This window comes from Sulfurovum sp. bin170, assembly GCF_010892395.1.
In the GTDB taxonomy this organism is placed as follows: Bacteria; Campylobacterota; Campylobacteria; order Campylobacterales; family Sulfurovaceae; genus UBA1140.
The window spans coordinates 1-4378 of record NZ_JAACKB010000428.1 but is presented as its reverse complement, the minus strand read 5'-3'; the positions used below and the strand labels follow the sequence as shown (position 1 = coordinate 4378).

General features: G+C 39.8%; 2 protein-coding genes. Both read right to left on the bottom strand.

Translation table 11 applies throughout. The annotated features are described in order from the left end of the window. Positions 1 to 148 precede the first annotated feature (148 nt). On the bottom strand, positions 149 to 2233 hold the full coding sequence (pta, locus tag GSY74_RS10200; RefSeq protein ID WP_164664996.1) for a phosphate acetyltransferase: 2085 nt from the start codon (positions 2231 to 2233) through the stop codon (positions 149 to 151). A gap of 7 nt (positions 2234 to 2240) precedes the next feature. Further along, positions 2241 to 4205 (bottom strand): acetate--CoA ligase, encoded by a 1965-nt coding sequence (gene acs / locus GSY74_RS10195; RefSeq protein WP_188108717.1) that lies wholly within the window; start codon positions 4203 to 4205, stop codon positions 2241 to 2243. Between the last annotated feature and the right edge of the window lie 173 nt (positions 4206 to 4378).

The window sequence follows — 4378 nt, the reverse complement described above, 5'->3', positions numbered from 1 at the left end:
TTGAACCAAATAGTTCGGGTGTAAACACGCCGATTCCGAAAATGCAAATTGCATATAAGGAAACGATGGCTTCAGCCTCGCTAATTCATTGGCATTGGACTTCAGTCCCGAAATAGACGAAACTAAAGTTTTCGTTTCCTAGTAAAATTTAACCCTCTGATGCCTGAATAGCTGTAATAGCCACTGTATTGACAATATCTGAGACCAAACATCCACGGCTCAAATCATTGATGGGTTTTCGAAGCCCCTGTAAAACAGGACCAATTGCAACAGCACCTGATGAGCGTTGAACAGCCTTATATGTATTATTACCTGTGTTCAAATCAGGAAAGATAAATATGGTCGCCTCTCCTGCCATTTTGCTATTTGGAAGTTTTGTTTTCGCCACATCTTTATCAATCGCCGCGTCATATTGGATTGGTCCCTCTATAAGTAAATCTGCTCTTCTTTGCTTGACTATATTAGTCGCATCAGCTACCTTTTGAACATCTTTACCTTTTCCTGATGAGCCTGTGGAGTAGGAGAGCATCGCTATTTTAGGGGTGATTCCAAATTTGGTAGCAGTATCTGCCGAACTAATAGCAATAGTTGCTAACTCCTCTGCTGTGGGGTCTTGATTGACTGCACAATCTGCATAGACTAAAACTTTGGTATCTAAGCTCATAAAAAATAGACTAGAGACTATAGGTACATCAGGTTTTGTTTTGATAATCTGCAAAGCAGGTCGAATGGTCTCTTGTGTGGTGTAAACAGCTCCTGAAACCATACCATCTGCAAATCCCATATGAACCATCATTGTACCGAAGTAACTAAGTGATGTGATGGTATCGTATGATGCCTCTAGCGTTACACCTTTTGCTTTTCTAAGTCGATAGAACTCCTCTGCAAAAGCTTTTTTATGGATTGATATGTTAGGGTCGATAATCTTAGCTTTGGATATATCAAGCCCCAAAGAGCCACTTTTTCGAACTATCTCATCCTCATTCCCAAGCAGTATAATATCTACTATATCTCTGAGTAGCAAAATCTCACAAGCTCTCAAAATTCTATTATCAAGAGCCTCTGGAAGAACAATTTTTCTCCTATTTTCTCTTGCCTTTTGAAATAGTCCATACTCAAACATCGCAGGTGTTATAAGCTCTGAAGAGGTCTCTAGTATCTGTCTGTTTATCTTCTCTATATCGACAGATGAGTTGAAAAGTCCGAGAGCCAAAGCTATCTTTCTCTCATTTTTTACATCTATTATAGAAGATATTTGGTTTACTCTAATCGCTGTCTCATAAGTATTATATTTTGTCGATAAGATAGGCAAAGGAAGGTCATCAAACCCATCAAGAATCTTCAGAACTGAAAGAGAGAGAGAGAGTCCACCTGTTAGTATAATTCCCGATATATTTGAGTATCGTTTTGAGTAGATTGCCAAGATGGAGCCAACAACAATATCTGCCCTATCAGCAGGAATCAAAATCAAATCCCCATCCTCTATATAGTCAAGAAAATTCTCTAGAGCCATCGCTCCAATTTTTTTGCTTTTTATTAATCTCTCAAAATCCATCTCATTCGCTTTGACTACTTGACAATCTAGAGCATTTTTAACCTCTCGAATTGTAGGCATATCAAGCTCTGCAATCTCCTCCAATATATAGGTTGGTGGAAGATATTTATGTTGCAAGAGTAGCTGATTTAACTCTTCTGCTGTAGCCCTATTTAGTCTATTGGTAAACGAAGCAAAGTGTCTGCAACCTGAGAGCTTAATCCCCTCATAGTCGATTAGAATATCATCCAAAATCTCCTCTGCACTCTTATCTTTGCCTTTGAGAATATTGATGTAACCTGTTCCAAGATTTTTGGCAACCTCTAGGTTGATATCAAAATCTATTGCATTTGAGAAATTTGCTTGATTTAGCCCCTCAATCAGGACAAAATCATAACTACTCTCTAGCTCTTTCATCTTTCGAATAACCCCTTTGAGTAGCATATCAAAGAGATTTTGAGCAATATACTTCTCTGCTTGAACGATGGTAAATCCAAAAGTTTGAGCATACTCCATATCCAAAGAGTATCGCTCAAGAATAAAATTGGTATCGTGGTCTATCTCGTGGCTCCGAACAAAAGGTCGAAAGAGTGCAACCCTTCCAAATTTTGCTTTGAGAAACTCCATCATCCCCATAGTGACAATCAAGCTTCCTGCCGATTTCTCATGGGATGTAATATATAGACTCTTTATCTTCATCTAGTGCCTATTTATTTAAGATATTCTCAATAACATCGACAATAGATGGGTCTTCCAAAGTAGAAGTATCTTGGGTAATCTTCTCACCTTTAATCAATGAACGCAAAATTCGTCTCATAATCTTACCTGAACGGGTCTTTGGCAAATCAGGAACAAACGCCATGCTATCGCAAAGAGCAATCGCTCCAATCTCATTTTTGATAATTGCATTTATCTCTTTGACTGTCTCAAACTCATTGGCAATCTCATCATTATGCTCCATAGGTGTAGATTTGAGAACCACATAAGCAAAAATCCCCTCGCCTTTTATCTCATGAGGTTTTCCAACAACTGCAACAGAGGCTACATTATCGTGTTTCTTGATAGCCTCTTCAACCTCTGCCGTTCCCATTCTATGACCAGATACATTGATAACATCATCTGTTCTACCTGTGATGGTGATATATCCATCCTCATCAATCATCGCCCCATCACCAGAGAAGTAGACAGGCTTACCGTCGATTTTGCAATCCCCAAAGTATGATTTTTCAAATCGTTCAGGGTCATTCCATATGGTTCGTATCATACTAGGCCACGGCTTTGTGATACACAAGAAACCTTTTTCACCAATCGGAGTTGGAGTTCCATCCTTCTCAATCACCTCTGCCATAATCCCTGGAAGTGCAAATGTAGCACATGCAGGTTTGATTGGCGTTGCACTTGGAAGAGGGCTAATCATATGTCCACCTGTCTCCGTCTGCCACCATGTATCGACGATTGCACAGTTACTATTACCAACAGCCTCATAGTACCATTTCCAAGCGGGTGGGTCGATAGGTTCTCCAACAGTTCCAAGAATTCGCAGAGAGCTTAAATCATATTTGCTTGGCTCATCTTCACCCATCTTGTGAAGCAGTCTGATTGCAGTTGGGGCTGTGTAGAATTGATTAATCTGATACTCCTCTACCATCTTCCAACATCGCCCAGCATCAGGGAAAGTTGGAACCCCCTCAAACATCACAGTTGTTGCACCTGCTGCTAGTGGGCCATAAACAATGTATGTGTGACCTGTAATCCAACCAACATCAGCCGTACACCAAAAAGTATCATTATCTTTCAGGTCAAATACCCACTCCATAGTCATCTGTGCCCAAAGAATATATCCAGCAGATGAGTGTTGAACACCTTTTGGTTTTCCTGTGCTTCCAGATGTATAGAGCAAAAAGAGTGGGTCTTCACTATCCATAGGCTCTGCTTCACATCTAGGTGACTCATTTTTGATAAGCTCATTATAGGCATAGTCTCGTCCTGCTTCCCAGTGAATATCCTCACCATTTCGCTCAACTACACAGACAGCATTAACAGATTCACACCCTTTACTAAGTGCCACATCAACTACAGGTTTGAGCATATATGGTTTGCCTTTTCGGAATGCTCCATCAGCAGTAACCACTAGTTTAGCTTTTGCATCCTCAATCCTATCTCTAAGTGCTTCAGCAGAGAAACCACCAAATACAATAGAGTGAATCGCTCCAATCTTTGCACACGCCAACATTACAACAGCAGACTCTGGAATCATCGGCATATAGAGAACAACTCTATCACCTTTTTTGATATTGAACTGATTTTTAAACATATTTGCTGTTTTGTTGACCTCATAAGCCAACTCTCGATAGGTCAAAATCTGCTGATCGCCATTGTCACCCTCAAAAATAATTGCCGCTTTATTCTTTTTGGTACTTAGATGTCTATCAATACATTGGTTCGCAACATTCATCTTTCCATTGGTAAACCACTTATAAAATGGTGCTTCACTTTCATCAAGGACTTTATCATAAGGGGATAACCAATCAATTTTTGAGTCAGCATACTCTCTCCAAAAACCTTCATAATCATCCTTGGCTCTATTTTGCAACTCCCAATAGGCATCCATACTACCTATTAGTGCATCTTCTGTGTACTTTGGATTTGGGGGGAATATCTCTTTTTTCATAATTTTTTTTTCCTTTTTAATGATTAGACATCTTGCAAAACTTATTTGGAATCGGAGACTTCAGTCCCGAATATGACGAGGCTGAAGCCCAATGCCAATGAATTAGCGAGGCTGAAGCCATCGTTTCCTTATATGCAATTTGCATTTTCGGAATCGGCGTGTTTACACCCGAA